This window comes from Kosakonia sp. H7A (assembly GCF_003028445.1).
In the GTDB taxonomy this organism is placed as follows: domain Bacteria; phylum Pseudomonadota; class Gammaproteobacteria; order Enterobacterales; family Enterobacteriaceae; genus Kosakonia; species Kosakonia radicincitans.
The window spans coordinates 98,151-123,805 of the sequence record NZ_PYTZ01000004.1 but is presented as its reverse complement, the minus strand read 5'-3'; the positions used below and the strand labels follow the sequence as shown (position 1 = coordinate 123,805).

Sequence of the window (25,655 nt, the reverse complement as noted above, 5' to 3'; positions counted from 1 at the left end):
ATGAAAGCAGCGGCGAAAACGCTTAAACCGAAACGCCAGGAAGAACAGGCCAACTTTGTGAGTTGGCGTTTTGCGTTGCTTTGCGGTTGCATTCTGCTGGCGATGGCGTTTCTGCTTGGGCGTGTCGCCTGGCTGCAGGTTATCAATCCGGAAATGCTGGTGCGCGAAGGGGATATGCGTTCCTTGCGCGTGCAGGAAGTCGCAACGTCGCGTGGAATGATTACCGACCGCTCCGGGCGTCCGCTGGCTGTTAGTGTGCCGGTGAAAGCGATTTGGGCCGATCCAAAAGAGTTACATGATGCTGGCGGCGTCACGCTGGATAACCGCTGGAAAGCGCTCTCTGACGCGCTGAACATGCCATTGGATCAGCTGGCTTCCCGCATTAATGCCAACCCGAAGATGCGTTTCATCTATCTGGCGCGCCAGGTGAACCCCGATCTCGGGGAGTATATTAAAAAGCTCAAGTTGCCGGGGATTCATCTGCGTGAGGAATCCCGCCGTTACTATCCTTCCGGGGAAGTGACCGCTCACCTTATCGGTTTTACTAACGTAGATAGTCAGGGGATCGAAGGCGTTGAGAAGAGCTTTGACAAATGGCTTACCGGCCAACCTGGCGAACGTATTGTGCGTAAAGATCGCTACGGGCGCGTTATTGAAGATATCTCTTCCACCGACAGCCAGGCTGCGCATAACCTGGCGCTGAGCATTGATGAACGCTTGCAGGCGCTGGTTTATCGCGAGCTGAATAACGCGGTGGCGTTTAATAAGGCTGAATCCGGAAGCGCAGTGCTGGTTGATGTGAACACCGGCGAAGTGTTGGCAATGGCCAATAGCCCTTCCTACAACCCGAACAACTTCACCGGCACGTCGAAGGATGCAATGCGTAACCGCGCGATCACCGACGTTTTTGAACCGGGTTCGACGGTGAAACCCATGGTGGTAATGACGGCGCTGCAGCGCGGTGTCGTCACGCCAAATACGGTGCTGAACACCGTGCCTTACCGAATTAACGGCCACGAAATCAAAGACGTGGCGCGCTACAGCGAATTGACCCTTACCGGGGTGCTACAAAAGTCGAGTAACGTCGGTGTTTCGAAGTTGGCGTTAGCGATGCCCTCCTCAGCGTTAGTAGATACTTACTCACGTTTTGGACTGGGAAAAACGACCAATTTGGGGATGGTCGGGGAACGCAGTGGCTTATTTCCTCAAAAACAACGGTGGTCTGACATAGAGAGGGCCACCTTCTCTTTCGGCTATGGGCTAATGGTAACGCCGTTACAGTTAGCGCGAGTCTACGCAACGATTGGCAGTTACGGTATCTACCGTCCTCTGTCGATTACCAAAGTTGACCCGCCCGTGCCGGGCGAACGCATTTTCAATGAGTCTATCGTGCGCACCGTGGTGCATATGATGGAGAGCGTTGCGCTGCCGGGCGGCGGCGGGGTGAAAGCAGCCATCAAAGGCTATCGCATTGCTATAAAAACCGGGACGGCGAAAAAAGTCGGCCCAGATGGTCGTTATATCAACAAATATATTGCTTACACCGCTGGCGTCGCGCCTGCCAGCCGCCCGCGCTTTGCGCTGGTGGTGGTGATTAACGATCCGCAAGCGGGTAAATACTACGGTGGTGCCGTGTCCGCACCGGTCTTCGGTGCCATCATGGGCGGCGTTCTGCGCACCATGAACATTGAGCCGGACGCGCTGACCACGGGCGAAAAAAGTGAGTTTGTAATTAATCAAGGCGAGGGTACAGGTGGCAGATCGTAATTTGCGCGACCTTCTCGCTCCGTGGGTGCCAGGCGCACCGGAGCGAGCACTGCGGGAGATGACACTCGACAGCCGTGCGGCTGCATCGGGCGATCTCTTTGTGGCGGTGGTCGGTCATCAGGCGGACGGGCGTCGATATATCCCGCAGGCGATTGCGCAAGGTGTTGCTGCCATTATTGCTGAAGCGAAAGACGAAGCAAATGACGGTGAAATTCGTGAAATGCACGGTGTTCCGGTCATTTACCTCAGCCAGTTGAATGAGCGCCTTTCCGCGTTGGCGGGCCGTTTTTACGGTGAACCCTCTGAACAATTGCGCCTGATTGGCGTAACCGGCACCAACGGCAAAACAACGACCACGCAGCTGCTGGCGCAGTGGAGCCAATTGGTGGGCGAAACCAGCGCAGTGATGGGGACGGTCGGAAATGGTCTGCTGGGTAAAGTCATCCCGACTGAAAATACCACCGGCTCTGCGGTGGATGTTCAGCATGTGATTGCCGGGCTGGTTGCGCAGAAAGCGACGTTTGCCGCGATGGAAGTCTCTTCCCACGGTCTGGTGCAGCATCGCGTGGCGGCGCTGAAGTTTGCCGCTGGCGTATTTACCAATTTAAGCCGCGATCACCTCGATTATCACGGCGATATGGCGCATTACGAAGCGGCGAAATGGCTGCTGTTCTCCTCTCACCACTACGGGCAGGCGATTATCAATGCCGATGACGAAGTGGGCCGCCGCTGGTTAGCGAATCTGCCGGATGCGGTTGCGGTATCGATGGAAGACCATATCAACCCGGATTGTCACGGCCGCTGGCTCAAGGCTACCGGCGTGGAGTACCACGATAGCGGGGCGACTATTCGTTTTGACTCTTCATGGGGTCAAGGCGAAATCGAAAGCCGTCTGATGGGCGCGTTTAACGTCAGTAACCTGCTGCTGGCGCTGGCCACGCTGCTGGCGCTGGGGTATCCGTTAAGCGATTTGCTGGAAACCGCTTCACAGTTGCAGCCGGTTTGCGGACGCATGGAAGTATTTAGTGCGCCGGGTAAACCGACGGTGGTGGTGGATTATGCCCATACGCCGGATGCGCTGGAAAAGGCCTTACAGGCCGCACGCCTGCACTGCACCGGTCAACTGTGGTGCGTGTTTGGTTGCGGTGGCGATCGCGATAAAGGTAAACGTCCGCTCATGGGCGCAATTGCTGAGCAGTTCGCCGATGTGCCGGTGGTTACGGACGATAACCCGCGCACCGAAGAGCCGCGCGCCATTATCAACGATATTCTCGCCGGTATGCTGGATGCCGGGCGTGCGCATGTGGTGGAAGGGCGTGCCGAAGCCGTAACCAACACCATTATGCAGGCGAAAGAGAATGATGTGGTTCTGCTGGCTGGCAAAGGCCATGAAGATTATCAGATTGTCGGGACGCACCGACTGGATTACTCCGATCGCGTCACCGCGGCACGTTTGCTGGGGGTAGTGGCATGATTAGCGTAACTCTAAGCCAGCTTGCCGACATTCTGCAGGGTGAATTACATGGTCAGGATGCGACGATTGATGCGGTAACCAGCGATACCCGCAAACTAACGCCGGGCTGCCTGTTTGTGGCGCTGAAAGGCGAGCGTTTCGATGCCCATGATTTTGCCGAACAGGCTAAAGCGGGCGGCGCAGGCGCGCTACTGGTTAGCCGTAAGCTGGACTGCGATCTGCCGCAACTGCTGGTCAAAGACACTCGCCAGGCGTTCGGCGAGCTGGGCGCCTGGGTACGTCAGCAGGTGCCGACGCGTGTGGTTGCGTTAACCGGTTCTTCCGGCAAAACCTCGGTGAAAGAGATGACGGCCGCCATTCTGAGTGAATGTGGCAACACGCTTTATACCGCAGGAAACCTGAACAACGACATCGGCGTGCCGATGACGCTCCTGCGTTTAACCAAAGAACATCAATACGCGGTGATTGAGCTGGGCGCGAACCACCAGGGGGAAATCGCCTGGACCGTCGGGCTTACCCGCCCGGAAGCGGCTCTGGTCAATAACCTGGCGGCGGCGCACCTGGAAGGCTTCGGATCGCTTGCGGGCGTGGCGAAAGCCAAAGGAGAAATCTATACCGGGTTGCCTGCCAACGGTGTGGCAATCATGAATGCTGACAATAATGACTGGCTGAACTGGCAGAGCATTATTGGCGCTCGCAAAGTGTGGCGCTTCTCGCCAAATGCGACGAACAGTGATTTTACGGCCACCAACATTCATGTGACCTCGCACGGAACTGAGTTCACGCTGCAAACCCCGATGGGCAATGTGGATGTGACGCTGCCGCTGCCGGGACGACACAATATTGCCAATGCGCTGGCAGCGACCTCGCTGGCGATGGCGGTGGGCGCTAGCCTGGCGGCAGTGAAAAAAGGGTTGGCAAACCTGAAAGCGGTGCCGGGGCGTCTGTTCCCGGTGCAACTGGGCGAAAATAAATTGCTGCTCGATGACACGTACAACGCTAACGTCGGTTCAATGACCGCCGCCGCACATGTGCTGGCGGAAATGCCGGGTTACCGGGTGATGGTGGTGGGCGATATGGCAGAGCTAGGCGATGAGAGCGAAGCCTGCCACATTCAGGTGGGTGAAGCGGCTAAAGGCGTTGGCATCGATAAAGTGCTGAGCGTCGGTAAGCTGAGCAAGGCTCTGAGCGCTGCCAGCGGTGTTGGCGAACATTTTAACGATAAAGCAGCAGTGGTGGCGCGGTTGAAGGCGCTGATCGCTGAACAGCAGATTATTACCATTTTGGTGAAAGGTTCACGTAGTTCCGCCATGGAAGAGGTGGTACGCGAATTACAGGAGAATGGAACATGTTAGTGTGGCTGGCCGAACATTTGGTCAAATATTATTCCGGCTTTAACGTCTTTTCCTACCTGACGTTTCGCGCCATTGTCAGCCTGCTGACCGCGCTCTTCATCTCTCTGTGGATGGGGCCGCGCATGATTGCCCGTCTGCAAAAACTCTCTTTCGGCCAGGTTGTGCGTAACGACGGTCCGGAGTCGCATTTCAGTAAACGCGGTACGCCAACGATGGGGGGGATTATGATCCTCACGGCAATCGTTGTTTCCGTACTGCTGTGGGCTTATCCCTCTAACCCGTATGTCTGGTGCGTGCTGGTTGTACTGGTAGGTTACGGTGCGATTGGTTTCGTTGACGATTACCGCAAAGTGGTGCGTAAAGATACCAAGGGCCTGATTGCTCGCTGGAAATATTTCTGGATGTCACTGATTGCGCTGGGCGTAGCGTTTGCGCTTTACCTGGCGGGGAAAGATACGCCAGCGACAGAACTGGTGGTGCCTTTCTTTAAAGATGTGATGCCGCAACTGGGCCTTTTCTACATTCTGCTGGCTTACTTTGTGATTGTCGGCACCGGCAACGCCGTTAACCTGACGGACGGTCTTGACGGTCTGGCGATTATGCCGACGGTGTTTGTCGCCGCGGGCTTTGCGTTGGTGGCCTGGGCTACCGGTAACATGAATTTTGCTAACTACCTGCATATCCCTTATCTGCGTCACGCGGGAGAGCTGGTGATCGTCTGCACGGCGATTGTCGGCGCAGGGTTGGGCTTTTTGTGGTTCAACACCTATCCGGCGCAGGTTTTCATGGGGGATGTGGGTTCACTGGCTCTCGGCGGCGCGTTGGGGATCATTGCCGTGTTGCTGCGTCAGGAGTTCTTGCTGGTGATTATGGGCGGGGTGTTTGTGGTGGAAACCCTGTCGGTGATTTTGCAGGTGGGGTCGTTTAAATTGCGCGGCCAGCGTATTTTCCGCATGGCGCCGATTCACCATCACTATGAACTGAAAGGCTGGCCGGAACCGCGCGTGATCGTGCGCTTCTGGATTATTTCGCTGATGCTGGTGCTGATTGGCCTGGCAACGCTGAAGGTACGTTAATTATGGCAGATTACCAGGGTAAAAAAGTCGTCATTATCGGTCTGGGTCTGACAGGTCTTTCCTGCGTTGACTTTTTCCTCGCGCGCGGCGTTACGCCACGCGTTATGGACACGCGCGTTTCGCGACCGGGGCTGGATAAGCTGCCGGAGACGGTAGAGCGCCATCTTGGTAGTCTCAATGATGACTGGTTGCTGGCGGCTGACCTGATTGTCGCAAGCCCTGGCATCGCACTGGCGCATCCTTCTCTGAGCGCGGCAGCCGATGCTGGCGTTGAGATCGTCGGCGATATCGAACTCTTCTGTCGCGAAGCACAAGCGCCCGTCATTGCGATTACCGGTTCAAACGGTAAAAGCACCGTCACCAAACTGGTGGGTGAAATGGCAGAGGCGGCAGGCGTTAATGTAGGCGTTGGCGGCAATATTGGCCTGCCTGCGTTGATGCTGCTTGATGAAGCCCGCGAGCTCTATGTGCTGGAGCTTTCCAGCTTCCAACTGGAAACCACTTTCAGCCTGCACGCGGCGGCGGCAACCATCCTGAACGTGACGGAAGATCATATGGATCGTTATCCGTTCGGGCTGCAACAGTATCGCGCCGCAAAACTGCGCGTTTACGAAAACGCGAAAGTATGTGTGGTCAACGCGGATGATGCGCTGACCATGCCGGTGCGGGGTGCTGATGAGCGCTGCGTGAGTTTCGGCGTTGACGTCGGCGACTATCACCTGAACCGCCAGCAGGGCGAAACCTGGCTGCGTGTAAAAGGTGAAAAGGTTCTGAACGTTAAAGAGATGAAGCTGAGTGGCCAGCACAACTATACCAACGCGCTGGCGGCGTTGGCGCTAGCAGATGCCGCTGGTTTACCGCGGGCAAGCAGCCTGAAGGCGCTGACGACCTTCACCGGGCTGGCGCACCGCTTCCAGTTGGCGCTGGATCATAACGGGGTGCGCTGGATCAACGACTCGAAAGCGACCAACGTCGGCAGCACTGAGGCGGCGCTGAACGGCTTGCAGGTTGACGGTACGCTGCATCTTTTGTTGGGCGGGCACGGTAAATCTGCCGATTTCTCACCGCTGAAGCGCTATCTCGGCGGCGATCGTATTCGTCTTTATTGCTTTGGTCGCGATGGTGGGGAGCTGGCGGATTTACGTCCGGAAATTGCCGATCAGGTTGAAACGATGGAAGAGGCAATGCGTCTGATCGCCACGCGCGTGCAGCCGGGCGATATGGTGCTGCTGTCGCCAGCCTGCGCCAGCCTCGATCAGTTCAAGAATTTCGAACAACGGGGTGATGTCTTTACCCGTCTGGCGCAGGAGTTAGGCTGATGCGTTTAACGCTCCCACGCCCGAGAATGCCGCGCCTGCCAGGATTTAGCCTCCTGGCATGGCTGTTTACGGCATTGAAAGGCTGGGTTATGGGATCACGGCAAAAAGATTCCGACAGTCTGGTGATGTACGACCGCACGTTGTTGTGGTTGACGCTGGGCCTGGCGGCGATCGGTTTCATTATGGTGACCTCGGCTTCGATGCCGGTAGGGCAACGCCTGACGGACGATCCTTTCTTCTTTGCCAAGCGTCATGCGCTGTATCTGTTCCTGGCGTTTTGTATGTCGATGATCACGCTGCGTTTGCCGATGGATTTCTGGCAGAAATACAGCTCGGCGATGTTGATCGCCGCGATCATTATGCTGCTGGTGGTACTGGTGGTTGGTAGCTCGATCAACGGAGCCTCTCGCTGGATCGACCTCGGAGTCATGCGCTTTCAGCCAGCGGAGTTCACCAAGTTGTCGCTGTTCTGTTACCTGGCTAACTACCTGGTACGTAAGGTGGACGAAGTGCGTAATAACCTGCGCGGCTTCCTCAAACCGATGGGCGTGATCCTGGTGCTGGCGGTTCTGCTGTTGGCGCAGCCGGACCTCGGTACGGTGGTGGTGCTGTTTATCACCACGCTGGCGATGTTGTTCCTTGCCGGGGCGAAACTGTGGCAGTTCATCGCCATCATCGGTATGGGGATTTCAGCGGTTGTGCTGCTGATCCTCGCCGAACCGTATCGTATTCGCCGCGTAACCTCTTTCTGGAACCCGTGGGAAGATCCCTTCGGTAGCGGTTATCAGTTAACACAGTCGCTGATGGCATTTGGTCGCGGTGAGCTGTGGGGGCAAGGGCTTGGAAATTCGATACAGAAGCTGGAGTATCTGCCTGAAGCACATACGGACTTTATCTTCTCCATTATCGGGGAGGAACTCGGTTATATCGGTGTGGTAGTGGCACTTTTAATGGTATTCTTCGTCGCTTTCCGCGCCATGTCCATCGGGCGAAAAGCGCTGGAAATCGATCATCGTTTCTCTGGTTTCCTGGCCTGCTCGATTGGTATCTGGTTTAGCTTCCAGGCTCTGGTTAATGTCGGTGCGGCGGCAGGTATGCTGCCGACCAAAGGGCTGACTCTGCCGCTTATCAGTTACGGTGGTTCCAGCTTACTGATTATGTCAGTGGCGATTACGCTGCTGCTACGCATAGATTATGAAACGCGTCTGGAAAAAGCCCAGGCGTTTACACGAGGTTTGTGATGAGTGGTCAACCAAAGCGGTTAATGGTGATGGCGGGCGGTACCGGCGGGCATGTCTTCCCCGGGCTTGCAGTTGCGCACCATTTGATGGATCAGGGCTGGCAAGTGCGCTGGCTCGGAACCGCCGATCGCATGGAAGCCGATCTGGTGCCCAAACACGGTATCGAGATCGATTTTATCCGTATCTCCGGCCTGCGTGGCAAAGGGATCAAAGCGCAGTTGTTGGCTCCGGTACGTATTTTTAACGCCTGGCGACAGGCTCGCGCCATCATGCAGCGCTTTAAGCCGGATGTGGTGCTGGGGATGGGCGGTTATGTCTCTGGTCCTGGCGGGCTGGCTGCCTGGTCGCTCGGTATTCCGGTAGTGCTCCATGAGCAGAACGGGATTGCCGGGTTGACAAATAAATGGCTGGCGAAAATCGCCACCAAAGTGATGCAGGCGTTTCCCGGTGCGTTTCCAAAAGCGGAAGTCGTTGGAAACCCGGTGCGCATCGATGTGCTGGCACTGCCGCTACCGCAGGAGCGTTTACCTGGCCGTGAAGGGCCGGTTCGCGTGCTGGTCGTTGGCGGCTCGCAGGGTGCGCGCGTGCTGAACCAGACGATGCCGCAGGTCGCGGCGAAGCTGGGCAATGCTGTGACCATCTGGCATCAGAGCGGTAAAGGCGCGCAACAGGATGTTGAGCAAGCATATGCCGCCGCGGGCGAACCGCAGCATAAAGTGACGGAATTTATTGACGATATGGCGCAAGCCTACGCGTGGGCGGATGTGGTGGTGTGCCGTTCAGGCGCGCTGACGGTCAGCGAAATCGCAGCCGCAGGTTTACCGGCGCTGTTTGTACCTTTCCAGCACAAAGATCGTCAGCAGTACTGGAATGCATTACCGCTGGAAAAAGCGGGTGCTGCGAAGATCCTCGAACAGCCGCAGTTCACCGTTGATGCGGTAGCAGCGACGTTGGCGGGGTGGGATCGCGAAGCATTACTGGCGATGGCGGAACGCGCACGCGCGGCGGCCATCCCGGATGCCACCGAGCGCGTGGCGAATGAAGTCAGCCTGGCAGCTCAGGCGTAAATACTGGCGGCGCGTTGGCGTCGCGCAAATTTAAGTAGTCGATGGCGTTTAGAGAATGAATACACAAGAACTGGCGAAACTGCGTTCAATTGTGCCCGAGATGCGACGTGTCCGGCACATTCACTTTGTCGGCATTGGCGGTGCTGGCATGGGCGGTATTGCCGAAGTGCTGGCCAATGAAGGCTACCAGATTAGCGGTTCCGACCTGGCGCCAAACCCAGTGACGCAGCAGTTGGCGTCGCTCGGTGCCACTATTTATTTCCATCATCGCCCGGAAAATGTGAGCGATGCCAGTGTTGTTGTGGTCTCCAGCGCCATATCTGCCGATAACCCTGAAATTGTTGCGGCGCATGAAGCGCGTATTCCAGTTATCCGCCGTGCGGAGATGCTGGCTGAACTGATGCGTTTCCGTCATGGCATCGCGATTGCCGGTACTCATGGCAAAACTACCACGACTGCGATGGTGGCCAGTATTTACGCAGAAGCCGGGCTGGACCCGACTTTTGTTAACGGTGGGCTGGTGAAAGCCGCCGGGGTGCATGCGCGCCTGGGGCACAGCCGTTACCTGATTGCAGAAGCTGATGAGAGCGACGCCTCATTCCTGCATCTGCAACCGATGGTGGCCATTGTCACCAATATCGAAGCCGATCACATGGATACCTACCATGGCGACTTCGAGAATTTAAAAACGACGTTTATCAACTTCCTGCACAACCTGCCGTTCTACGGCCGTGCGGTAATGTGTGTGGACGATCCGGTTATCCGGGAATTGCTGCCGCGCGTGGGGCGTCAGACGACGACGTACGGATTTAGCGATGATGCTGATGTTCGTGTAGAAAATTATCGCCAGGTCGGGCCGCAGGGGCACTTCACTTTGGTGCGCCAGGATAAACCGGAACTGCGTGTCACGCTGAATGCGCCAGGCCGCCACAATGCGTTGAACGCGGCGGCGGCGGTAGCAGTAGCGACAGAAGAGGGGATCGAAGATGAAGCGATCCTTCGCGCGCTGGAAAGTTTCCAGGGCACCGGGCGCCGTTTTGATTTCCTTGGTGAATTCCCGCTGGAAGCGGTGAATGGCAAAAGCGGTACCGCCATGCTGGTGGATGACTATGGTCATCACCCGACAGAAGTGGATGCCACGATTAAAGCAGCACGTGCGGGCTGGCCGGATAAAAACCTGGTCATGCTGTTTCAGCCGCACCGTTTTACCCGTACTCGCGACTTGTACGACGATTTCGCCAATGTACTGACGCAGGTCGATTCTCTGCTGATGCTGGAGGTTTATCCGGCTGGCGAAGCAGCTATCCCGGGCGCTGACAGCCGTTCGCTGTGCCGTACTATTCGCGGACGCGGCAAAATTGATCCGATCCTCGTGTCCGATCCGGCACAGGTTGCGGCGATGCTGGCGCCGGTACTGACCGGTAATGACCTGATCCTGATTCAGGGAGCTGGGAATATCGGCAAGATTGCCCGCAGCCTGGCTGAGAGCAAACTGAAATCGCAGAGCACTGAGGAGGAGCGCCGTGGCTGAGAAAGTAGCGGTTCTGCTGGGCGGAACCTCCGCCGAGCGTGAAGTTTCGCTTAATTCCGGTGCAGCGGTGCTGGTGGGTTTGCGGGAAGGCGGAGTGGATGCGCACGGCGTGGATCCGCGTGATGTGGATGTCACCCGCCTGAAAGAGATGGGTTTTAGCAAAGCATTTATTGCTTTGCATGGTCGCGGCGGCGAAGACGGCACCTTGCAGGGGCTGCTTGAATTGATCGATATGCCTTATACCGGCAGCGGCGTTATGGCATCCGCGATCTCCATGGATAAACTGCGCAGCAAATTGTTGTGGCAGGGCGCCGGATTACCGGTTGCACCATGGGTCGCGCTCGAACGCAGTGAGTTTGAATCAGGCCTAAGTTTTGACGATATTCAACGCATTGATGAACTGGGGTTACCTGTTATTGTCAAGCCCAGTCGTGAAGGCTCCAGCGTTGGGATGTCGAAGGTAGAGAAAAGTGAAGATCTGCATGCGGCGTTAGCGCTTGCGTTTCAACATGATGATGAAGTTCTGATCGAAAAATGGCTAAGTGGCCCGGAATTTACCGTAGCGCTGCTTGGGAACGAAATTTTACCGTCTATACGTATCCAGCCAGCGGGAATCTTCTATGATTATGAGGCGAAGTATCTCTCTGATGAGACAAAATATTTCTGCCCTTCAGGTCTGGAAGTGGAGCGAGAGGCGGCATTACAGTCCCTGGTATTGAAAGCATGGCGTCTTTTAGGTTGCCGTGGCTGGGGACGAATTGATGCCATGCTGGATAGCGACGGTCAGTTTTATTTGTTGGAAGCGAATACATCGCCTGGGATGACGAGCCACAGCCTGGTGCCGATGGCTGCGCGCCAGGCGGGTTTGAGCTTCTCACAACTTGTTGTTCGCATTCTGGATCTGGCGGAGTGATATGTCACAGGCTGCGCTGAACACGCGAAACCGCGAAGCGGAGGCCGTAACTGCCTCCCGCCGCAACAATGGAACGCGTCTTGCAGGGATTTTGTTCCTGCTGGCGGTGCTGTGCACCGTGTTTGTTAGCGGCTGGGTGGTTTTGGGTTGGATGGATGATGCACAACGCTTGCCGTTGTCGAAGCTGGTGGTGACGGGCGATCGTCATTACACCCGTAATGATGATATTCGTCAGTCTATTTTGGCGCTGGGGGCACCCGGCACCTTTATGACCCAGGACGTCAATATTATTCAGAGTCAGATAGAGCGTCTGCCCTGGATAAAACAGGCAAGCGTCAGAAAGCAGTGGCCAGACGAATTGAAGATTCATCTGGTTGAATACGTGCCGATTGCGCGGTGGAATGATCAGCATATGGTCGATGCCGACGGTAATGCGTTCAGCGTGCCGTCCGAACGAACCAGTAAGCAGGTTTTGCCCATGTTGTATGGCCCTGAAGGCAGTGAAAGCGAAGTATTGCAAGGCTACCGCGATATGGGGCAATTGTTGGCGAAGGATAAATTCACGTTAAAAGAAGCGGCGATGACGGCGCGACGTTCATGGCAGGTCACGCTGACTAACGACATCAGGCTCAACCTGGGTCGTGGCGATACAATGAAACGCCTGGCGCGCTTCGTGGAACTCTACCCGGTTCTGCTGCAACAGGCGCAAACGGACGGTAAAACGATCAGTTACGTGGATTTACGCTATGACTCAGGCGCGGCTGTAGGCTGGAAAGCAGCCCCTGTTCAGGAACCGAATCAGCAGCAAAATCAGGCACAACAGAATCAGGCACAGGCAGAGCAACAATGATCAAGGCGACGGACAGAAAACTGGTGGTTGGACTGGAGATTGGCACCGCGAAGGTAGCCGCTTTAGTAGGGGAAGTTCTGCCCGACGGTATTGTGAATATCATTGGCGTGGGCAGTTGCCCGTCTCGTGGTATGGATAAAGGCGGAGTGAACGATCTGGAATCGGTAGTGAAATGCGTACAGCGCGCTATCGATCAGGCTGAATTGATGGCGGATTGCCAGATCTCTTCTGTCTACCTGGCACTTTCGGGGAAGCACATTAGCTGCCAGAACGAAATTGGGATGGTGCCGATTTCGGAAGAGGAAGTGACGCAGGAGGATGTGGAGAACGTTGTGCATACCGCCAAATCGGTGCGTGTACGCGATGAACACCGTGTTCTGCATGTGATTCCGCAGGAGTACGCAATTGACTACCAGGAAGGGATCAAAAACCCGGTTGGGTTGTCTGGTGTGCGTATGCAGGCAAAAGTACATTTGATTACTTGCCATAACGATATGGCAAAAAACATCGTTAAAGCCGTTGAACGATGTGGGTTAAAAGTTGACCAACTTATTTTCGCCGGACTGGCTTCCAGCTATTCGGTGTTGACGGAAGACGAACGAGAACTGGGCGTCTGCGTTGTTGACATCGGTGGTGGTACAATGGACATGGCGGTCTACACTGGCGGCGCGCTGCGCCACACCAAAGTGATCCCTTATGCAGGGAATGTGGTCACCAGCGATATTGCTTACGCTTTCGGTACGCCGCCCAGTGATGCAGAGGCGATCAAAGTTCGCCACGGTTGTGCGTTGGGATCGTTAGTCGGCAAAGATGAGAGCGTTGAAGTACCCAGCGTGGGCGGTCGTCCGCCGCGCAGTCTGCAGCGTCAGACGCTGGCAGACGTGATTGAGCCTCGCTATACCGAGTTGCTCAATCTGGTTAACGATGAGATTTTGCAGTTGCAGGAACAGCTTCGCCAGCAGGGTGTAAAGCATCACCTGGCGGCGGGGATTGTGTTGACCGGCGGCGCTGCGCAGATGGAAGGCCTGGCGGCCTGCGCGCAGCGCGTTTTCCATACGCAAGTGCGTATTGGTGCGCCGCTCAACATTACTGGCTTGACCGATTATGCCCAGGAGCCGTATTACTCAACGGCTGTAGGGTTGCTGCACTACGGAAAAGAGACGCATCTCAGTGGTGAAGCAGAAGTGGAAAAACGCGCGTCAGTAGGGTCATGGTTCAAACGAATCAACAGCTGGCTGCGAAAAGAGTTTTAATTTTTTTCAGAGAGCGCAGAAAATTAGCGGTCTCAGGCGACAGGCACAAAACGGAGAGAAATTATGTTTGAACCGATGGAATTAACCAACGACGCGGTGATTAAAGTCATCGGCGTCGGTGGCGGCGGTGGCAACGCCGTAGAGCATATGGTGCGCGAGCGCATTGAGGGTGTTGAATTCTTCGCCGTAAATACCGACGCGCAAGCGTTGCGTAAAACGGCGGTGGGGCAAACCATTCAGATTGGCGGTGGCATCACCAAAGGTCTGGGCGCTGGAGCAAACCCTGAAGTTGGTCGCAATGCGGCTGAAGAAGATCGTGAAGCCTTGCGCGCTGCGCTCGAAGGCGCTGACATGGTCTTTATCGCGGCAGGCATGGGTGGCGGTACCGGTACGGGTGCAGCTCCTGTCGTGGCCGAAGTCGCTAAAGATTTAGGTATCCTGACGGTTGCTGTGGTGACCAAGCCTTTCAATTTCGAAGGCAAGAAGCGCATGGCGTTTGCTGAGCAGGGTATCACTGAGCTGTCCAAACATGTGGACTCGCTGATTACTATCCCGAACGACAAGTTACTGAAAGTGCTTGGGCGTGGTATTTCTCTGCTCGATGCATTCGGTGCAGCGAACGATGTACTGAAAGGCGCTGTGCAGGGTATTGCTGAGCTGATTACTCGTCCGGGTCTGATGAACGTTGACTTCGCTGACGTGCGCACTGTAATGTCCGAAATGGGCTACGCGATGATGGGCTCCGGTGTGGCCAGCGGTGAAGATCGTGCGGAAGAAGCGGCAGAAATGGCGATTTCCAGCCCGCTGCTGGAAGATATTGATCTCTCTGGCGCTCGCGGTGTGCTGGTTAACATTACTGCTGGCTTCGACCTGCGTCTGGATGAGTTCGAAACGGTGGGTAACACTATCCGAGCTTTCGCATCTGATAACGCGACTGTGGTTATCGGTACGTCCCTTGATCCGGATATGAACGATGAGCTGCGTGTGACCGTCGTTGCGACAGGTATCGGCATGGACAAACGTCCGGAAATTACGCTGGTGACCAACAAGCAGGCACAGCAGCCAGTGATGGATCGCTATCAGCAGCACGGCATGCAACCGATGCAACAGGAGCAGAAACCGGCGAAAGTGGTTAACGACAATACGCCGCAAACCACTAAAGAACCTGATTATCTGGATATTCCGGCGTTCCTGCGTAAGCAAGCGGACTAAGAATTTACTGGAAGTTGGGCTTCTTCGCTCTTTGTGCTAAACTGCCCCACCGATTGTGTTATACACTTCGGATGGATTGGTAATAAGGCGAGATTATACGATGATCAAACAAAGGACTCTTAAACGTATCGTTCAGGCGACTGGCGTCGGTTTACATACCGGCAAGAAAGTCACACTGACGTTGCGCCCTGCGCCGGCAAATACCGGGGTCATCTATCGTCGCACTGACTTGAATCCACCGGTAGATTTTCCGGCTGATGCTAAATCTGTGCGTGATACTATGCTCTGTACTTGTCTGGTCAACGAGCATGACGTGCGGATTTCCACCGTTGAGCACTTAAATGCTGCTCTGGCGGGGCTGGGTATCGACAACATTATTGTTGAAGTCGATGCGCCGGAAATTCCCATTATGGATGGCAGTGCTGCACCTTTCGTTTATCTGCTGCTGGATGCAGGGATCGAAGAGCTTAACAGCGCCAAAAAATTCGTTCGTATCAAAGATACGGTGCGCGTTGAAGACGGTGATAAATGGGCTGAGTTCAAACCACACAACGGTTTCACGCTCGACTTTACCATCGATTTTAACCACCCTGCGATTGATGCAAGCACTCAACGCTATGCGATGAACTTCTCTGCCGACGCATTTATGCGCCAGATTAGTCGTGCGCGTACCTTCGGTTTCATGCGTGATATCGAATACCTCCAGTCTCGCGGACTCTGCCTGGGCGGTAGCTTCGATTGTGCCATCGTAGTTGACGATTATCGCGTACTGAACGAAGACGGACTGCGTTTCGAAGATGAATTTGTTCGCCATAAAATGCTGGATGCAATCGGCGACTTGTTCATGTGTGGTCACAATATCATTGGTGCGTTTACCGCATATAAATCCGGTCACGCATTAAATAACAAACTGTTGCAGGCTGTTCTGGCAAAACAGGAAGCCTGGGAATATGTGACCTTCGAAGACGACGCCGAATTGCCGCTGGCATTTAAAGCACCGTCAACGGTTCTGGCATAACGCCATAACCACAAAATCGACTGGTTAACCTGGCACTCTCTCCGGTCAGGGAAACCAGTCGATTTTTATTTCTTTTTTCCCACCAGGCCTTTCTCCCGCTTTGATGTAGAACTTTCTCTTTTTTCGCTTTGAGCGGTGTGTTTGCTGCTTTCCTGGTCAATTTCGCCCTTCTGAAGCCTGAATACTACTGCGGTGCTGGCGGCTTTAGTGGTAAGATTTGGGCGCAAAATGGCACCGACAGAAGCAAAATCGGACAAGCGTGATTTTTGGGTGGAGCAGGTGAACGGAATACTGACGTGCTGGCGACAATTTGGTAGACGCTACTTCTGGCCGCATCTCTTATTAGGGATGGTCGCGGCGAGTTTTGGCTTGCCTGCATTTGCCAGTAGCGCTGAGTCACATCAGCCTGCGCGTGAAACGACTCGCAATCACGATGGCGTCAATAGCGTCAATTTCACCAGTTTCTCCTTGCTGGAAGCGAAACGACGCCCGAACTTCACTGTCGATTACTGGCATCAACACGCCATTCGTACCGTGATTCGTCATCTTTCGTTCGCTATGGCGCCTCAGGCGCTACCTGTAGCAACGGAAGAGCCATCGCCCATTCAGGCGCATCATCTGGCATTGTTGGATTCGCTCAGCGCACTGCTGATGCTGGAAAGCAAGCCGCCGACGATTGTCCGCCTGGCTGTTTATATCCCTTCTATGCCGCAAGCCGCGTTTAGTGTGCCCGCCTGGGTGAGCCAGGTGCAGGGTATTCGCGCAGGCCCTCAACGCTTCAGCTAAAAAAAGAGCCTTTTATCCATTTTTTAGTTCCGCTGAGCGGAGCGTTTGAGATTTTTATTATGCTAATCAAATTATTAACGAAAGTATTCGGTAGCCGCAACGATCGTACATTGCGTCGCATGCGTAAAGTTGTCGCCCAGATCAATGCCATGGAACCGGCCATGGAGCAGCTCAGTGATGAAGAGCTGAAAGGTAAAACCGCGGAGTTTCGCGCCCGTCTGGAAAAAGGTGAGGCGGTAGATAATCTGCTGCCTGAAGCTTTTGCAGTGGTTCGCGAAGCGAGCAAGCGCGTGTTTGGCATGCGCCACTTTGACGTACAGTTGTTGGGCGGTATGGTACTGAACGATCGCTGCATCGCGGAGATGCGTACTGGTGAAGGTAAAACCCTGACTGCGACGCTGCCGGCTTACCTGAATGCCCTGAGCGGTAAAGGTGTTCACGTTGTGACGGTGAACGACTATCTGGCGCAGCGCGATGCCGAAAACAACCGTCCATTGTTTGAGTTCCTCGGCCTGACAGTCGGTATTAACCTGCCTGGTATGCCTGCTGTTGCCAAGCGTGAAGCTTACGCTGCCGATATTACCTACGGCACCAACAACGAATACGGCTTTGACTACCTGCGCGATAACATGGCGTTCAGCCCTGAAGAGCGCGTACAGCGTAAACTGCACTATGCGCTGGTGGATGAGGTTGACTCCATCCTCATCGATGAAGCGCGTACCCCGCTGATCATCTCTGGGCCTGCGGAAGACAGTTCTGAGCTCTACAAAAAAGTGAACAAAATCATTCCTTACCTGGTTCGCCAGGAGAAAGAGGATTCTGACACTTTCCAGGGCGAAGGCCACTTCTCGGTGGATGAGAAAGCGCGTCAGGTAACGTTGACCGAACGCGGCCTGGTGCTGATTGAAGAGCTGCTGGTAAAAGAAGGCATCATGGATGAGGGCGAGTCACTCTACTCCCCGGCCAATATTATGCTGATGCACCACGTCACCGCAGCGTTGCGTGCTCATGCACTGTTCACCCGCGATGTGGATTACATTGTTAAAGATGGCGAAGTGATCATCGTTGATGAACACACCGGTCGTACCATGCAGGGGCGTCGCTGGTCTGACGGTCTGCATCAGGCTGTTGAAGCCAAAGAAGGCGTGGAAATCCAGAATGAAAACCAGACGCTGGCTTCCATTACCTTCCAGAACTATTTCCGTTTGTATGAAAAACTGGCCGGTATGACCGGTACGGCAGATACCGAAGCATTTGAATTCAGCTCCATTTACAAACTGGATACGGTTGTTGTGCCGACAAACCGCCCAATGATCCGTAAAGATATGGCGGATCTGGTCTACATGACCGAAGCGGAAAAAATCCAGGCCATTATCGAAGATATTAAAGAGCGTACTGCCAAGGGGCAGCCGGTACTGGTGGGGACTATCTCCATTGAAAAATCAGAGGTTGTCTCTCAGGAACTGACCAAAGCAGGTATCAAGCACAACGTGCTGAACGCCAAATTCCACGCCAAAGAGGCGGATATCGTTGCTCAGGCGGGTTATCCTGGCACGGTAACCATTGCTACCAACATGGCGGGCCGTGGTACGGATATCATGCTGGGCGGTAGCTGGCAGGCAGAACTGGCTGAGATTGAAAATCCGACCGAAGAGCAAATCGCAAAAGTGAAAGCGGACTGGCAGGTACGCCATGATGCCGTACTGGCCTCAGGCGGCCTGCACATTATCGGTACTGAGCGTCACGAATCTCGTCGTATCGATAACCAGTTGCGTGGTCGTTCCGGTCGTCAGGGCGATGCCGGTTCTTCCCGTTTCTACCTCTCCATGGAAGATGCGCTGATGCGTATTTTCGCCTCCGATCGCGTTTCCGGCATGATGCGTAAGCTGGGAATGAAACCGGGCGAAGCGATTGAGCACCCGTGGGTTACGAAGGCGATTGCCAACGCGCAGCGCAAAGTGGAAAGCCGCAACTTCGATATTCGTAAGCAGCTGCTGGAATATGATGATGTTGCCAACGATCAGCGCCGTGCTATTTATACCCAGCGTAACGAACTGCTGGATGTGTCTGATGTGAGCGAAACCATCAACAGCATTCGCGAGGACGTTTTCAAGGCTACTATCGACGCGCATATTCCGCCGCAGTCTCTGGAAGAGATGTGGGACATCCCGGGTCTGCAGGAACGCCTGAAAAACGATTTCGATCTCGATCTGCCGATTGCGGAATGGCTGGATAAAGAGCCGGATCTGCATGAAGAGACGCTGCGCGAGCGCATCCTGCAGAACGCCATTGAAACTTACCAGCGCAAAGAAGACGTGGTAGGGGCGGAAATGATGCGTCACTTTGAAAAAGGCGTGATGTTGCAGACGCTGGATTCCCTGTGGAAAGAGCATCTGGCGGCCATGGATTACCTGCGCCAGGGTATCCATCTGCGTGGCTACGCGCAAAAAGATCCGAAGCAGGAGTACAAACGCGAATCCTTCGCCATGTTTGCAGCGATGCTGGAGTCGCTGAAATATGAAGTGATCAGCACGCTGAGCAAGGTGCAGGTACGTATGCCGGAAGAGGTGGAAGCGATGGAGCAGCAGCGTCGCCAGGAGGCTGAGCGTCTGGCGCAAATGCAACAGCTGAGCCATCAGGATGATGAATCCGCAGCGGCCGCAGAACTTGCTGCGCAGACGGGCGAGCGTAAAGTGGGTCGTAACGATCCATGCCCTTGCGGTTCGGGTAAAAAATACAAACAGTGCCACGGCCGTTTAGCATAACCTTTTGATAAAAATGTAAAAGGCGCAGATATCTGCGCCTTTTTTATGGAGCCTGCCTAATGAAAATACTCAACATCGCAGTTGGGATCATTCGCAACCCGCAAGGAGAAATCTTTATTACGCGCCGTGCTGCGGATGCACACATGGCGAATAAACTGGAGTTTCCGGGCGGTAAAATAGAAGAGGGCGAAACGCCGGAACAGGCGATGAGCCGTGAATTACAGGAAGAAGTCGGTATTACACCGCTGAGTGCAACACTCTTTGACAAGCTGGAGTATCAGTTTCCCGATCGCCATATCACGCTGTGGTTCTGGCTGGTTGAGAGCTGGGAAGGGGAGCCATGGGGGAAAGAGGGGCAGCCGGGAGAATGGATAGCACAACAGATGCTGAAAGCGGAAGATTTCCCGCCGGCCAATGAACCCATTATTACCCGGCTGGCGCAGCGTTAAGCGGTGCGCCAGCGGCAAAAACATTACTATTGCTCTTCGCTCCATTCATCGCTGTCTGACAGGTCGCCAGCGCTGGGAATGCGTTTTTCTTCCGCTGCCCATTCTCCCAGATCGATGAGCTGGCAGCGTTTGCAACAGAAGGGGCGAAACGGGCTGATTTCGCCCCAGACAACAGATTTCCCGCAGGTGGGGCAGTTAACAATGGTTGTTTCAGTCATATTGGCTCCTTAACAACAGGCCAGTTCAAAATCCAGCCGTTCCGGCACGATACCGTTTTCGCTGTCGAGGGGTAAAAAGCGGATAGCAAAACGGCTCTTATGCCCGGAAATTTGTGGGTACAGCCGGTCTCGCAGCGTCAGTTTCAGACGCAGTAAATCGGCATCCTCGGCATTATCCTGGTAGAAACCATTCAGGCTGGTCTGATGGCGGAACGGCGCGGCATTGCGGATCAGATCGAGGATCAATTTAAGCGTTGCTTTGAGCGGATCGAGGCTTTCCAGCCAGACCGCGACCTGCGCATCACGTTGCTCCTGCGGCAAATGCAGCCACATGTGCAGCGTGGGCAGATCAAAGCTGCAACACCCACCGGGGATACTCAGACGCTGGCGCACCAGCGCAATTAATCGGTCTTCACGTAAAAGCTGGCCAATGCGTGGCGCAGCCATCAGGATATTGCCGCTCTCTTTCAGTTGCTGGCGCAGGGATTCGATACGGTTGAGATCCACTCCCTCCACTTCGCTCCAGGCACGCAATTTTCGCTGCTGACGTTCCAGCTCTTTCAGTAATTCCGTACGCGTATCGCCGCGTTCGAACACATCCAGTAAATCACCAACGTTACGGAAAAAATGCAGCGCATCAGCATGGTCGCTCAGCGGTAAACGGACGATGAGTTGCTGAAGCAGAAATTCGACACGCAGCCAGGTGCGCATCTTCTCGTTAAGCGGGTGTTCAAAAAGGATGTGGGTGTGCATTACGGTTTTTCCTGTGATACGGCCTGCGAAGCATATTCCAGATACGCTGAGTGCAGGCGGGCAACATCCGATGCTATCGCACCTGGTGCGCCATTATTGTCAATAACATCATCAGCGACGGCAAGTCGCGCTTCGCGTGTGGCCTGAGCAGCAAGAATATGTTCTGCATGTTCGCGGCTAACACCATCACGCTGCGTGGTGCGTGCAATTTGAGTCTCAACCGGGACATCCACCACCAAAACCCGATCGGCTTTATGATATAGCTGGTTTTCCACCAGCAGGGGAACAACCCACAGTACATAAGGCGACGTTGCCTGCGCAATCTCACGCTGGGTCTGCTGATGAATTAACGGATGGAGCAGCCTATTGAGCCACTCTTTATCAGCCGGAGAAGCAAAAATACGTTCACGTAATGCCCGACGGTTTAGCGAGCCGTCGGAGAGGATCATTTCTGCCCCAAAACGTGCTGTAATAGCGCTTAATGCTTGCGAACCCGGTTCCACGACCTGACGCGCAATAATATCCGCATCGACAACGTTAACCCCAAGCTGTGCGAAAGCATCAGCTACAGTGCTTTTCCCACTGCCGATGCCGCCGGTTAACGCGACCGTATACCCCATAATACCTCATCCCAAAATGGGTCTGCCTGAAATCACAATCCACGTTCTTTTTCGCTCTATTCATGGCGCTTTTTTATCACATGCAAAAGGGAAGAAAAACGTAAAAGATTGAATATATTTCATAATATAATCAACGTGTTGTGAGTTAATCAAGCGACAATGAAATCGATTAACCTAAACTTGCCGATTCACCAGGTAAATTTATAGGATTGTAGCGTAAAAAAAGAGAAATTCGCAGTCTTGCACTGCCCTTATTAGCGCGTATGATAGCGTCACTGGAGTTGTGAGTTTGTATTTTCGCCATTAACCCCAGGAATCCGCACATGCGTATCGAAGAAGATCTGAAGTTAGGTTTCAAAGACGTTCTTATCCGCCCTAAACGTTCTACCCTTAAAAGCCGTTCCGATGTTGAGCTGGAGCGCGAGTTTACCTTCAAGCATTCAGGAATTAACTGGTCCGGCGTACCCATTATTGCCGCGAATATGGACACGGTTGGCACTTTTATGATGGCAAAAGCGCTGGCCTCATTCGACATTCTCACTGCCGTGCATAAACACTATTCCGTTGAAGACTGGAAAGGTTTCATTGAGCGCGAATCTGCGGATGTGTTGCGCCATGTAATGGTTTCTACTGGAACATCTGACGCCGATTTTGATAAAACAAAACAGATCCTTGCGCTGCATCCCGCGCTGAATTTTGTCTGCATTGATGTGGCGAATGGCTATTCCGAGCATTTTGTACAGTTTGTTGCGAAAGCGCGTGAAGCCTGGCCGAATAAAACCATTTGTGCCGGTAACGTTGTGACGGGTGAAATGTGTGAAGAGCTGATCCTCTCCGGCGCCGATATCGTTAAAGTGGGTATTGGACCGGGTTCTGTCTGTACCACGCGCGTGAAAACCGGCGTTGGCTATCCGCAGCTTTCTGCGGTTATCGAATGTGCTGATGCTGCGCATGGTCTGGGTGGCCAGATTGTCAGCGATGGCGGTTGCACCGTTCCGGGCGACGTAGCGAAAGCATTTGGCGGCGGCGCAGATTTCGTGATGCTGGGCGGTATGCTGGCAGGCCATGAAGAGAGCGGCGGCACCGTGGTTGAAGAGAACGGTGAAAAATTCATGCTGTTCTATGGTATGAGCTCTGAATCTGCAATGAATCGCCACGTTGGCGGCGTTGCCGGTTACCGTGCTGCAGAAGGTAAAACCGTCAAGCTGACTCTGCGTGGCCCGGTAGAAAATACTGCGCGCGACATTTTGGGCGGTCTGCGCTCGGCCTGCACCTACGTTGGCGCATCTCGTCTGAAAGAGCTGACCAAACGCACGACCTTCATTCGCGTTCAGGAACAGGAAAACCGCGTTTTCAACAGCTTGTGATCGCTAAACAGGCGCAGCGTTATGCCGCGCCTGTGCTCACCCTGCGCCGCTCATCGCATCCCCCAGATGGAAGATGGGCAGGTACATTGCCACAACCAGCACTCCGATAATCAATCCTGTTGCCACCAGCAACAACGGCTCAAGCACGGCTGCCAGACCATCCGCCTGACGCTGAGTTTGTTCGCTGTGATGCTGCGCCAGGTTGTACAGCATCGTATCCAGCGCGCCCGAAACCTCGCCCGTGCGAATCAACTGAATACAAAGTGTCGGGAATTCACCGCTTTCTTTCAGGGCGGCGGATATCGACATACCCTGAGTTATCTCCTGATGCGCACGTTGCAGGATATCGCGCCAGTAAGGGCAGGTAAGCGTCTCTTTGACACTTTCGAGGCCCTGCAAGAAGGCGATACCCGCACGCTGCGTCAGTGACAGGACGGTAAATATCTGGCTGAGCCGCTGCCCGCGTATCAATTGGCCCATCACCGGAGTGGCCAGCAGCAGCCGCTGTCGGTAACGAAGCCAACCGGGGTGATGACGTAGCGATCTCATGACGCCCAGTATCAACGCTATAAATACTATCAACGGCAGGGCGCAGCGTTGCATAACGTCAGCGGTGGCAATGACCCCCCGCGTGAGCGCCGGAAGCGGTGTGTTAAATGTCTGGTAGATGGCAGAGAACTCGGGTAATACCAGATATATCATTGCCAGCACCACTGCTGCCGTCAGGGAGAGGATGATCAGCGGATAGCGAAGCGCTTTTTTCACTTTCAACGCCAGCTCCCTTTGCGCTTGCTGCTGGCTGACGAGCTTGAAGCAGCACTCATCCAGTTTGCCGGTTAACTCGCCGGTGCGAATCATCGCCAGCCAGAGCGGAGGAAACACATCAGGCCACTGGCGTAGCGCAGCCGAAAATGTTTCTCCCTGCTCCAGCGTTTGGGCAAGCTGGCGCAACAGCGCCTGCCACTGTCTGGCGGGGTGTTGCTCCGCCAGCAGTTGTAACCCTTCCGGCAATGTCAGCCCGGCCTGCAGAAGAGTAGCAAGTTGCTGCAAAACAGAGCATCCATGCTCCGCTTGCCAGAGCGCGCGACGTACCGGACAGCGCTTCAACGTCAGCAGATGTATTTGTCGCTGATGCAACAGTAACACCACGCCGTCGCGATTTTCGTTCCAGTGCGTACCGCTTTGCAGGGCACCGCTGTCATCAAGACCGGACCACAGCCAAAGATGTTTACTCGCCATCTGGAAAACCCAGAATGCGTACCAGTTCGTCAAAGGTGGTCAACCCTTGTTCCACGGCCTGGCAGCCATGCTCAAATAGCGTGGTCATGCCACTCTGCCGCGCCAGTAGCCCAATCTCTTCCGCGCCCATATTGCCAGCGATGGCCTGACGTATTTCCGGTGTGATGGCGAGGACTTCAAACAGTGCCAGTCGTCCGTAAAAACCGTGATAACACTGTTCACAGCCTTCGGCCCGCCAGCGCGGTAACGGACGTGGCCACAACGTACCGGGAAGATGGATATTCTCCACGGCAAGTTTTCGACAGTGCGGGCAGAGTTTACGCACCAGGCGTTGCGCTACCACCAGCGACAGTGCTGAGGAGATCATCCAGCGGGCAACGCCCATTTGTTGAATGCGTACCAGCGTTTCGCTGGTGGAGTTGGTGTGCAGCGTCGACAGTACCAGATGCCCGGTCTGGGAGGCTTTTATCGCGATTTCGGCGGTTTCGCCATCGCGAATTTCGCCAATCATGATGATGTCCGGATCCTGGCGTAACAGGGCGCGCAATACGCTTTGAAAAGTCAGCCCGCTGCGCGGATTGATTTGTGTCTGCGTTAGCCCGGCGAGTGGGATCTCGACAGGATCTTCCACACTGGCAATGTTAACTTCCGGTTTATTTCGCGCCTGCAATGCGCTGTAAAGCGTGACGGTTTTACCGCTGCCTGTTGGGCCGGTAACCAGCAGCAACCCTTGCGGCTGCGCAAGGGCGGCGGCAAACAGCTCCCGTTGTTGAGAGGTCATTCCCAGCGCTTCCAGTTCCAGCGGTTGGTTGACCTGATGCAGCAGGCGCAGGACCACTTTCTCTCCGTGACGACAGGGCAGAGTGGCGATGCGAAATGAGATCGATTGACCACAAAGTTCCTGATTGAACTGACCATCTTGTGGTAAACGGTGCTCGGCGATGTCGAGATTACCGAGTACTTTTAGCCTTGCGGTCAATGTGCTGGCGAGCGTGCCAGGCAGAGGCGAAAGCGGATGCAATACGCCATCGACGCGCAGGCGAATGGCATAGTGCGTTTCACCAGGCTCAAAATGGATATCTGAAGCGCGTAGCATCAGCGCTTGTTGAAGCGTATGTTCCACGATCTCCATCGCGGCGGTACTGCTCTCTTCCTGTACCACCGGCACCACGGTTTGCGCTGTCATCTGTAAATGTTTATCCATTTGCTCTGGTGTCCAGCAGCGAATATCGACACGCTTCTGGGCGGCAAAAGTGAGTGATTCCATTAATTCGGTACTGGGTGTTTCAACCACCGCAATCGTTAAGAGATCGTTTTCGCTTTTGAGCACCACCGCATTATGGCGCTGGCATAGCGCAATGAGTTTATCGGGTTGCATTGCC

General features: G+C 54.6%; 22 protein-coding genes. 17 read left to right on the top strand and 5 right to left on the bottom strand.

Annotation, left to right across the window (positions count from 1 at the left end; translation table 11 throughout):
- The 16 genes from CWM66_RS15680 to mutT all read left to right on the top strand — a co-directional run bounded on the left by CWM66_RS15680 (nt 1) and on the right by mutT (nt 20,076).
- A complete protein-coding gene (locus CWM66_RS15680) occupies nt 1-1,767 on the top strand; it encodes a peptidoglycan glycosyltransferase FtsI (RefSeq protein ID WP_007373142.1) in 1,767 nt (588 codons plus the stop codon).
- A complete protein-coding gene (gene murE / locus CWM66_RS15675) occupies nt 1,754-3,241 on the top strand; it encodes a UDP-N-acetylmuramoyl-L-alanyl-D-glutamate--2,6-diaminopimelate ligase (protein WP_107146877.1) in 1,488 nt (495 codons plus the stop codon). Before CWM66_RS15680 ends, murE begins: the two co-directional genes overlap by 14 nt.
- Nucleotides 3,238-4,596, top strand: coding sequence for a UDP-N-acetylmuramoyl-tripeptide--D-alanyl-D-alanine ligase (murF, locus tag CWM66_RS15670; protein ID WP_107146876.1), 1,359 nt, complete (start codon nt 3,238-3,240; stop codon nt 4,594-4,596). Before murE ends, murF begins: the two co-directional genes overlap by 4 nt.
- Nucleotides 4,590-5,672 carry a phospho-N-acetylmuramoyl-pentapeptide-transferase gene (mraY, locus tag CWM66_RS15665; RefSeq protein WP_007373145.1) on the top strand — a complete coding sequence of 361 codons (1,083 nt, stop codon included), beginning with the start codon at nt 4,590-4,592 and terminating at the stop codon, nt 5,670-5,672. The genes murF and mraY overlap by 7 nt, the downstream gene beginning before the upstream one ends.
- A gap of 2 nt (nt 5,673-5,674) precedes the next feature.
- Nucleotides 5,675-6,991 carry a UDP-N-acetylmuramoyl-L-alanine--D-glutamate ligase gene (murD, locus tag CWM66_RS15660; RefSeq protein WP_107146875.1) on the top strand — a complete coding sequence of 439 codons (1,317 nt, stop codon included), beginning with the start codon at nt 5,675-5,677 and terminating at the stop codon, nt 6,989-6,991.
- Nucleotides 6,991-8,232: a cell division protein FtsW gene (gene ftsW, locus CWM66_RS15655; protein WP_007373147.1), complete on the top strand. Its 1,242-nt coding sequence runs from the start codon at nt 6,991-6,993 to the stop codon at nt 8,230-8,232. The genes murD and ftsW overlap by 1 nt, the downstream gene beginning before the upstream one ends.
- Nucleotides 8,232-9,299 (top strand): undecaprenyldiphospho-muramoylpentapeptide beta-N-acetylglucosaminyltransferase, encoded by a 1,068-nt coding sequence (gene murG, locus CWM66_RS15650; protein WP_071920212.1) that lies wholly within the window; start codon nt 8,232-8,234, stop codon nt 9,297-9,299. Before ftsW ends, murG begins: the two co-directional genes overlap by 1 nt.
- A gap of 55 nt (nt 9,300-9,354) precedes the next feature.
- Nucleotides 9,355-10,830 (top strand): UDP-N-acetylmuramate--L-alanine ligase, encoded by a 1,476-nt coding sequence (murC, locus tag CWM66_RS15645; protein WP_007373149.1) that lies wholly within the window; start codon nt 9,355-9,357, stop codon nt 10,828-10,830.
- On the top strand, nt 10,823-11,743 hold the full coding sequence (locus CWM66_RS15640) for a D-alanine--D-alanine ligase (protein ID WP_035886528.1): 921 nt from the start codon (nt 10,823-10,825) through the stop codon (nt 11,741-11,743). Before murC ends, CWM66_RS15640 begins: the two co-directional genes overlap by 8 nt.
- A 1-nt stretch (nt 11,744) precedes the next feature.
- Nucleotides 11,745-12,593 (top strand): cell division protein FtsQ, encoded by an 849-nt coding sequence (ftsQ, locus tag CWM66_RS15635; protein ID WP_107146874.1) that lies wholly within the window; start codon nt 11,745-11,747, stop codon nt 12,591-12,593.
- On the top strand, nt 12,590-13,846 hold the full coding sequence (ftsA, locus tag CWM66_RS15630) for a cell division protein FtsA (protein WP_007373152.1): 1,257 nt from the start codon (nt 12,590-12,592) through the stop codon (nt 13,844-13,846). The genes ftsQ and ftsA overlap by 4 nt, the downstream gene beginning before the upstream one ends.
- 63 nt (nt 13,847-13,909) lie before the next feature.
- A complete protein-coding gene (gene ftsZ, locus CWM66_RS15625) occupies nt 13,910-15,058 on the top strand; it encodes a cell division protein FtsZ (RefSeq protein WP_007373153.1) in 1,149 nt (382 codons plus the stop codon).
- A gap of 100 nt (nt 15,059-15,158) precedes the next feature.
- Complete coding sequence (gene lpxC, locus CWM66_RS15620; protein ID WP_007373154.1) at nt 15,159-16,076, top strand: UDP-3-O-acyl-N-acetylglucosamine deacetylase; 918 nt, start codon at nt 15,159-15,161, stop codon at nt 16,074-16,076.
- Nucleotides 16,077-16,355: 279 nt separating this feature from the next.
- Entirely contained in the window at nt 16,356-16,862 is a 507-nt protein-coding gene (gene secM, locus CWM66_RS15615; protein WP_199200049.1) for a secA translation cis-regulator SecM, read from the top strand.
- A 59-nt stretch (nt 16,863-16,921) separates the two neighbouring features.
- A complete protein-coding gene (gene secA / locus CWM66_RS15610; RefSeq protein ID WP_007373157.1) occupies nt 16,922-19,627 on the top strand; it encodes a preprotein translocase subunit SecA in 2,706 nt (901 codons plus the stop codon).
- A 59-nt stretch (nt 19,628-19,686) separates the two neighbouring features.
- Nucleotides 19,687-20,076 (top strand): 8-oxo-dGTP diphosphatase MutT, encoded by a 390-nt coding sequence (gene mutT / locus CWM66_RS15605; protein ID WP_007373158.1) that lies wholly within the window; start codon nt 19,687-19,689, stop codon nt 20,074-20,076.
- A 26-nt stretch (nt 20,077-20,102) separates the two neighbouring features.
- Here mutT and yacG read toward each other — a convergent pair whose 3' ends face one another.
- From yacG to coaE, 3 genes are read right to left on the bottom strand one after another with little or no spacing between them, the layout of a single operon-like run.
- Complete coding sequence (gene yacG, locus CWM66_RS15600; protein WP_007373159.1) at nt 20,103-20,294, bottom strand: DNA gyrase inhibitor YacG; 192 nt, start codon at nt 20,292-20,294, stop codon at nt 20,103-20,105.
- Nucleotides 20,295-20,303: 9 nt separating this feature from the next.
- Nucleotides 20,304-21,047: a cell division protein ZapD gene (zapD, locus tag CWM66_RS15595; protein WP_007373160.1), complete on the bottom strand. Its 744-nt coding sequence runs from the start codon at nt 21,045-21,047 to the stop codon at nt 20,304-20,306.
- Nucleotides 21,047-21,667, bottom strand: coding sequence for a dephospho-CoA kinase (coaE, locus tag CWM66_RS15590; protein WP_071920213.1), 621 nt, complete (start codon nt 21,665-21,667; stop codon nt 21,047-21,049). Before coaE ends, zapD begins: the two co-directional genes overlap by 1 nt.
- A gap of 323 nt (nt 21,668-21,990) precedes the next feature.
- Here coaE and CWM66_RS15585 point away from each other — a divergent pair, with 323 nt between their 5' ends.
- Complete coding sequence (locus CWM66_RS15585) at nt 21,991-23,034, top strand: GMP reductase (protein ID WP_007373162.1); 1,044 nt, start codon at nt 21,991-21,993, stop codon at nt 23,032-23,034.
- A gap of 36 nt (nt 23,035-23,070) precedes the next feature.
- Here CWM66_RS15585 and hofC read toward each other — a convergent pair whose 3' ends face one another.
- Nucleotides 23,071-24,273 carry a protein transport protein HofC gene (gene hofC, locus CWM66_RS15580; RefSeq protein ID WP_107146872.1) on the bottom strand — a complete coding sequence of 401 codons (1,203 nt, stop codon included), beginning with the start codon at nt 24,271-24,273 and terminating at the stop codon, nt 23,071-23,073.
- The gene (gene gspE / locus CWM66_RS15575) at nt 24,263-25,651 is read right to left on the bottom strand and encodes a type II secretion system protein GspE (RefSeq protein ID WP_007373164.1); all 1,389 of its coding nucleotides are present in this window, start codon (nt 25,649-25,651) and stop codon (nt 24,263-24,265) included. The genes hofC and gspE overlap by 11 nt, the downstream gene beginning before the upstream one ends.
- Between the last annotated feature and the right edge of the window lie 4 nt (nt 25,652-25,655).

Excerpts from the sequence above, each read along its gene's own strand:
- CWM66_RS15680 (WP_007373142.1), top strand. The coding sequence starts at position 1 with ATGAAAGCAGCGGCGAAAACGCTTAAACCGAAACGCCAGGAAGAACAG.
- murF (WP_107146876.1), top strand. The coding sequence starts at position 3,238 with ATGATTAGCGTAACTCTAAGCCAGCTTGCCGACATTCTGCAGGGTGAA.
- mraY (WP_007373145.1), top strand. The coding sequence starts at position 4,590 with ATGTTAGTGTGGCTGGCCGAACATTTGGTCAAATATTATTCCGGCTTT.
- murD (WP_107146875.1), top strand. The coding sequence starts at position 5,675 with ATGGCAGATTACCAGGGTAAAAAAGTCGTCATTATCGGTCTGGGTCTG.
- ftsW (WP_007373147.1), top strand. The coding sequence starts at position 6,991 with ATGCGTTTAACGCTCCCACGCCCGAGAATGCCGCGCCTGCCAGGATTT.
- murG (WP_071920212.1), top strand. The coding sequence starts at position 8,232 with ATGAGTGGTCAACCAAAGCGGTTAATGGTGATGGCGGGCGGTACCGGC.
- murC (WP_007373149.1), top strand. The coding sequence starts at position 9,355 with ATGAATACACAAGAACTGGCGAAACTGCGTTCAATTGTGCCCGAGATG.
- ftsQ (WP_107146874.1), top strand. The coding sequence starts at position 11,745 with ATGTCACAGGCTGCGCTGAACACGCGAAACCGCGAAGCGGAGGCCGTA.
- ftsA (WP_007373152.1), top strand. The coding sequence starts at position 12,590 with ATGATCAAGGCGACGGACAGAAAACTGGTGGTTGGACTGGAGATTGGC.
- ftsZ (WP_007373153.1), top strand. The coding sequence starts at position 13,910 with ATGTTTGAACCGATGGAATTAACCAACGACGCGGTGATTAAAGTCATC.
- lpxC (WP_007373154.1), top strand. The coding sequence starts at position 15,159 with ATGATCAAACAAAGGACTCTTAAACGTATCGTTCAGGCGACTGGCGTC.
- secA (WP_007373157.1), top strand. The coding sequence starts at position 16,922 with ATGCTAATCAAATTATTAACGAAAGTATTCGGTAGCCGCAACGATCGT.
- mutT (WP_007373158.1), top strand. The coding sequence starts at position 19,687 with ATGAAAATACTCAACATCGCAGTTGGGATCATTCGCAACCCGCAAGGA.
- yacG (WP_007373159.1), bottom strand. The coding sequence starts at position 20,294 with ATGACTGAAACAACCATTGTTAACTGCCCCACCTGCGGGAAATCTGTT.
- zapD (WP_007373160.1), bottom strand. The coding sequence starts at position 21,047 with ATGCACACCCACATCCTTTTTGAACACCCGCTTAACGAGAAGATGCGC.
- coaE (WP_071920213.1), bottom strand. The coding sequence starts at position 21,667 with ATGGGGTATACGGTCGCGTTAACCGGCGGCATCGGCAGTGGGAAAAGC.
- CWM66_RS15585 (WP_007373162.1), top strand. The coding sequence starts at position 21,991 with ATGCGTATCGAAGAAGATCTGAAGTTAGGTTTCAAAGACGTTCTTATC.
- hofC (WP_107146872.1), bottom strand. The coding sequence starts at position 24,273 with ATGGCGAGTAAACATCTTTGGCTGTGGTCCGGTCTTGATGACAGCGGT.
- gspE (WP_007373164.1), bottom strand. The coding sequence starts at position 25,651 with ATGCAACCCGATAAACTCATTGCGCTATGCCAGCGCCATAATGCGGTG.